This window comes from Streptomyces sp. NPDC054863 (assembly GCF_053610825.1).
Genome location: NZ_JBSGZD010000420.1, coordinates 1 through 5,072 on the forward strand (window position 1 = coordinate 1; position 5,072 = coordinate 5,072).

Below are 5,072 nucleotides of genomic sequence, written 5' to 3' on the forward strand. Positions count from 1 at the left end.
GCGCTCGGCGTGCTCGTGCAGGGCGGTGGCGACGTCGTCGTCCGGATCGGTCAGCACCGCTGCCAGGTGCCACACCCGCCGTTCGGCGGCGGCCACTTCGGCGAGCGCCTGGTGGGTGCGTACCCGGCGGACCGGGCTCGCTTCCTCGTACACGGTCTGCTGGAGGAGCGGGTGGCGGAACTCGGTGCGGCCGTGGTCGAAGCGCAGGACGCCGGCGGCGAACGCCTCGTCCAGGCCGTCCGCGTCGAGGTGCAGGAGGGCGGCTGCCTTGAGGAGGGTCTCCAGGGGCTCGTGCTGCCCCGCCGCGGCGAGGAGCAGCATGCCCTGTGCGTTCGCGGACAGTTGCCTGGCCTCGTGGGAGAACACCTGCCCGACCGGCAGCGGGCCGGACGGGCAGGGCAGGGCCGCCGCCTTCGCGGTCTCGACCAGGGCCAGCGGATTGCCCATGGCGGTGCGGAGGATGCGTTCCACGGTGGCCGGAGCGGCGGTCGGCAGGTGCCGGGCCACGAGGTCGCGTCCCTGGTCGTCGGCGAGCGGGGCGAGGACCGCGTGTTCCACGCCCGCCCGGTCGGCGAGGTGCTGCACGCCGGGCCTGGCCGAGAGGACCGCCGCCACCGGGTGGCCGCTCAGCCGCCGCAGGGCGAAGAGCAGCGCGTCGCGGGAGTCGCTGTCGAGCCACTGGAGATCGTCGACGAGCAGCAGGACGGGCCGGTCCCCCGCGAGGACGGTGAGGAGCTGGAACAGGGCGGTGGCGACGAGGAAGCGGTCCGCCCCGCCGGTCTCGATGCCGAGCGCGCCCTCCAGGGCGGCCCGGCCGGCCGGGGGCAGCCGGAGCAGTTCCGCGGTCTGCGGCCACAGCAGTTCGTGCAGGCCCGAGTAGGGCAGCCGGCTTTCGGTCAGCGTGCCGCGGCAGTTGAGGAGGGTCATGCCGTCCGCCAGGTGTGCGGCCCGGTCCAGGAGGGTCGTCTTGCCGGAGCCCGGCTCCCCGACGAACAGCAGCCCGCCGCCGGCGCCCTCGGCCGCCCGGTCGAGGACACGGCGTACCGCGTTCAGCTCCGTCGTTCTTCCGATGATCACTGCGGCAATGATACGGGAGGACGTTGAATTCTTAACAATCATGTGGTGGTCCGGTCGGGCGGCCCGCTTGCCGGTCCCCGGTCGCGCCCTGGGCCACCGGCCCGAAAAACCCTGGTCACCGTGACGGATCCGACGACCGATCCGCCGCGCGCCCGTTCCGGCCACAGTGATCGCTGAACGGGCCGGTCGGCTCCACCTGCTGGGCAGGAAAGGCCGACCGGCGAGCAGTACTGAGGCGACAAAAGAGGAACAGTCATGAACAGCAGGCACTTCGACAACATCGTGGTGGGCGCAGGCTCCGCCGGATCCGTCGTCGCACGGCGACTGGTCGACGCGGGCCGCAAGGTCCTTCTGGTCGAGGCGGGCCCGGTGGACGACACCGAGGCGATCCACGACCCCACGGGGTCGATCCAGCTGTGGAACAGCGACTGGGACTGGGCCTTCCGGACCGAGGCGCAGACCCACGCCGACGGGCGCAGGCTGCCCTGGCCGCGCGGCAAGACCCTGGGCGGATCCAGCGCGTTCAACGGCATGATCTACGTACGGGGCGCCGCGGCCGACTTCGACTCGTGGGCGTACCAGGGCGCGGCCGGCTGGTCCTGGCAGGACGTGGAACCGTACTTCCGCCGCATGGAGGACTTCGAGGGCGGCCCGGCGGGCGGGCGCGGCACCGGCGGACCGCTGCACGTGCAGCGCAACCCCGGCCCCGACGCCCTGGTGCGGTCCTGGGTGGAGGCGGCCCAGAGTTACGGCCTGCCGTACAACGACGACTACAACAGTGGCGACCAGCACGGGGTGAGCTACACCCAGCACACCATCAAGGACCGGCGCCGCCAGTCGACCTGGGTGGCGTACGGACGCGCCGTGCGGGACAACCCGCTGCTGAGCGTGGTCACCGGCGCGCTGGTGACCCGGATCGTGTGCGACGGCACCCGCGCCGCCGGGATCGCCTACGTCGTCGACGGGCAGGAGCACACGGCACGCGCCGAGCACGAAGTGGTGCTGTCCGGCGGCGTGTTCGGCACCCCGCAGCTCCTGATGCTGTCCGGGATCGGTCCGGCGGAGCACCTGCGGTCCTTCGGGCTGCGGGTCCGCGCCGACCTGCCGGGCGTCGGACAGAACCTCCAGGACCACTGGTCGGCGCCGCTGATCTGGAAGTCGAAGCAGCCGCTGCCCGCCTGGGCGGCGCAGGGCCTCGAAGCCCAGTACTTCGCCTCCACCCGCCCGGGTCTTGCGGTCCCCGACGTCCAGCCGCTCTTCCTGTCGTTCCCCTACCCGGTGCCGGGCGCCGAGCTGCCCGAGCACGGCTTCTCCGCGGTCGGTCAGCTGCTGCACCCGCACAGCCGCGGGGAGGTCAGGCTGCGCTCCGCCGACCCGGCGGCCCCGCTGGTCCTCGACCCGCGGGTGTTCTCCGATCCGCGCGACGTGGAGACCCTCGTCGACAACCTTCAGATGCTCCGCGACATCGCCGAACAGGGCGCGCTCAAGGAGTGGAACGACGGCGAGGTGCTGCCGGGCGCGGGCACCGCGACCCGGGCCCGGTTGCGCGACCACGTGCGCGCCACGGTCGTCTCCGGCCACCACCAGATCGGCACCGCCCGGATGGGGCTGGACGCGATGTCCGTCGTCGATCCGGAACTGCGGGTGTACGGGGTGGAGAACCTGCGGGTCGCCGACGCGTCGGTGATGCCGCACGAGACCACCGGCAACACCAATGCGCCGAGCATCATGATCGGCGAGAAGGCGGCGGACCTGATCCTGGGCCGCACCGCCGGATAGCCGCTCCGCCGGACAGCCGCCCGGCACGGTCCGGCGCGCGGCCCCACACGGCGCCCCCGTCGACGTCCCGCATGCGGCATCCCCGTACCCCGTGGGCATCCCGTAGTACCCCCCGTCGGCGTCCCGCATCCCTCGCCGGCGTCCCGCACCCTCCCGCACCCCTCCCGCAGAAGGCGAACGCATCACCATGCCCACCACCGTCACCGCAGCCGTCTCCCGGAACGCCGGCGAGGCGTTCCTGATCGAGGAACTGGAGCTCGAAGACCCGCGCCCCGACGAAATCCTGGTCCGCCACACGGCCGTCGGGCTCTGCCACACCGACCTGGAGGCCGCCGCGGGCAACCTCCCCACCCCGCACCCGGCGGTCCTCGGCCACGAGGGAGCCGGAACCGTGGAGGCCGTCGGTGCGGCGGTCACCGGCTTCGCACCGGGCGACCGGGTCGTCCTGAGCCTCGACTCCTGCGGCACCTGCCGCAACTGCCTGGCCGGGCAGCCCGCCTACTGCGACCAGCACATCCCGCTCAACTTCCACTCCCGGCGCGCCGACGGCACGGTGGGGCTGCGGGACGCGGCCGGCCGGCCCGTGCACGACCACTTCTTCGGCCAGTCCTCGTTCGCCTCGCACGGCCTCGCCCACCCCCGCGGCCTGGTCAAGGTCTCCGGCGACCTGCCGCTGACCACGCTCGCCCCGCTCGGCTGCGGCCTCATCACCGGTGCGGGGGCGGTCCTCAACTCCCTCCGGGTGCGGGCGGGAAGCAGTGTGGCGGTCTTCGGCCTCGGCTCCGTCGGCCTGGCCGCGCTGATGGCCGCCGCCGCATCCGGCGCGACCCGCATCATCGCCGTCGACCGCAACCCCGAACGTCTAGCCCTGGCAAGGGAGTTGGGAGCCACCGAGCTGGTCGACGCCACCACCGCCGATGCCGCCGAAGCCGTCCTTGACCTCACCGGCGGGCGCGGAGTGGACCACAGCGTCGAGTCCACCGGAGCCGTCTCGGTGATGAACACCGCCGTCTCGGTCCTCGCACCCCTCGGCTCGGCCGCCGTCCTCGGTGTCGCCGCACTGGACGCCGACCTCAGGGCCAACGCCTTCGAACTGCTCAAGGGCCGCACCGTCACCGGTTCCGTGATGGGCCACCAAGCCCCCGGCATCCTCGTTCCCCGCCTCCTGGACCTCCACCGCCAGGGCCGCTTCCCGCTGGACCGGCTCGTGACCACCTACCCCCTGACCGGCATCAACGACGCGATCGCCGACGTCAGGGCGGGCACCACCGTCAAGGCCGTCCTCACCCACCGCCCGTGACTTCGGGAGCGCACCACTGCACGACCGACCCGTCGCACACCGAGGCACACCGAGCGCACACCTCTGTGCACGGCCCCAGATCCTCTGTACACCCCTCAAGAACGGACACCCGATCATGTTGAAGAACCCGCGCTCCCGCGCCGCACTGGCTCTCGGCGCCACGGCCGCCACCGTGGTGGCCCTGGCGACCCTCGCCCCCTCCGCGTCGGCGACGCCGGACGAGGCAGCCGCGAAGGCACACCCGCCGACCCACCGGGCCAAGCCGACCGTGGTCCTGGTCCACGGCGCCTTCGCCGACTCCTCGGGCTGGGACGCCACCGTGACCCGCCTGCGGCACGACGGGTATCCCGTACGGGCCGTCGCCAACCCGCTGCGCGGCCTGGACTACGACGCCGCCTACGTCACCGGCCTGCTCAAGAGCATCAAGGGCCCGAAGATCCTGGTCGGCCACTCCTACGGCGGGGCGGTCATCAGCAACGCCGCCGCATCCGTGCCCGACGTCAAGGCGCTCGTGTACATCGCGGCCTTCGTGCCCGACAAGGGGGAGTCCCTCGGCTCCCTGCTGGAGGAGCACGCCGACCCGACCGTCCCCGCGCTGCCCCAGCAGACCTTCAGTTACACCAGGCCCGACAGTTCCACCGGTACGGACGTCTTCCTCGACCCGGCCCGCTTCCGCGCCGCCTTCGCGGCGGACGTGCCCGCACAGGAAGCGGACGTCATGGCCGCCTCCCAACGGCCCATCGCCGTCGAGGCGTTCGGGCAGCCCAGCAAGGAAGCGGCCTGGAAGAAGCTGCCCTCCTGGGCACTGGTCGCCACCCGGGACCAGGCGATCCCGCCGAGCCTGGAGCGCTTCATGGCCCGGCGCGCGGGGGCGCACATCACCGAGGTACGCAGCTCCCACGCCGCCATGGTCAGC

At 72.9% G+C, this 5,072-nt stretch carries 4 protein-coding genes; 3 read left to right on the top strand and 1 reads right to left on the bottom strand.

All coding sequences use genetic code 11. The features are described 5' to 3' along the window. On the bottom strand, window positions 1-1,077 hold a 1,077-nt coding region (locus ACWGIG_RS36770), incomplete at its 3' end, for an AAA family ATPase (protein ID WP_453326062.1). 255 nt (window positions 1,078-1,332) lie between these two features. On the opposite strand from ACWGIG_RS36770, the gene ACWGIG_RS36775 reads away from it, so the two are divergent. The 3 genes from ACWGIG_RS36775 to ACWGIG_RS36785 form a co-directional block, all read left to right on the top strand. Next, the gene (locus ACWGIG_RS36775; RefSeq protein WP_453326063.1) at window positions 1,333-2,856 is read left to right on the top strand and encodes a GMC family oxidoreductase; all 1,524 of its coding nucleotides are present in this window, start codon (window positions 1,333-1,335) and stop codon (window positions 2,854-2,856) included. Window positions 2,857-3,043: 187 nt separating this feature from the next. After that, window positions 3,044-4,156, top strand: a complete 1,113-nt coding sequence (locus tag ACWGIG_RS36780) for an NAD(P)-dependent alcohol dehydrogenase (RefSeq protein ID WP_453326064.1) — start codon at window positions 3,044-3,046, stop codon at window positions 4,154-4,156. Window positions 4,157-4,271: 115 nt separating this feature from the next. Next, window positions 4,272-5,072: alpha/beta fold hydrolase (locus ACWGIG_RS36785; protein WP_453326065.1), on the top strand; the 801-nt coding region annotated here is incomplete at its 3' end.

Coding starts and splice junctions, on each gene's coding strand:
- ACWGIG_RS36775 (WP_453326063.1), top strand. CDS start 1,333: ATGAACAGCAGGCACTTCGACAACATCGTGGTGGGCGCAGGCTCCGCC.
- ACWGIG_RS36780 (WP_453326064.1), top strand. CDS start 3,044: ATGCCCACCACCGTCACCGCAGCCGTCTCCCGGAACGCCGGCGAGGCG.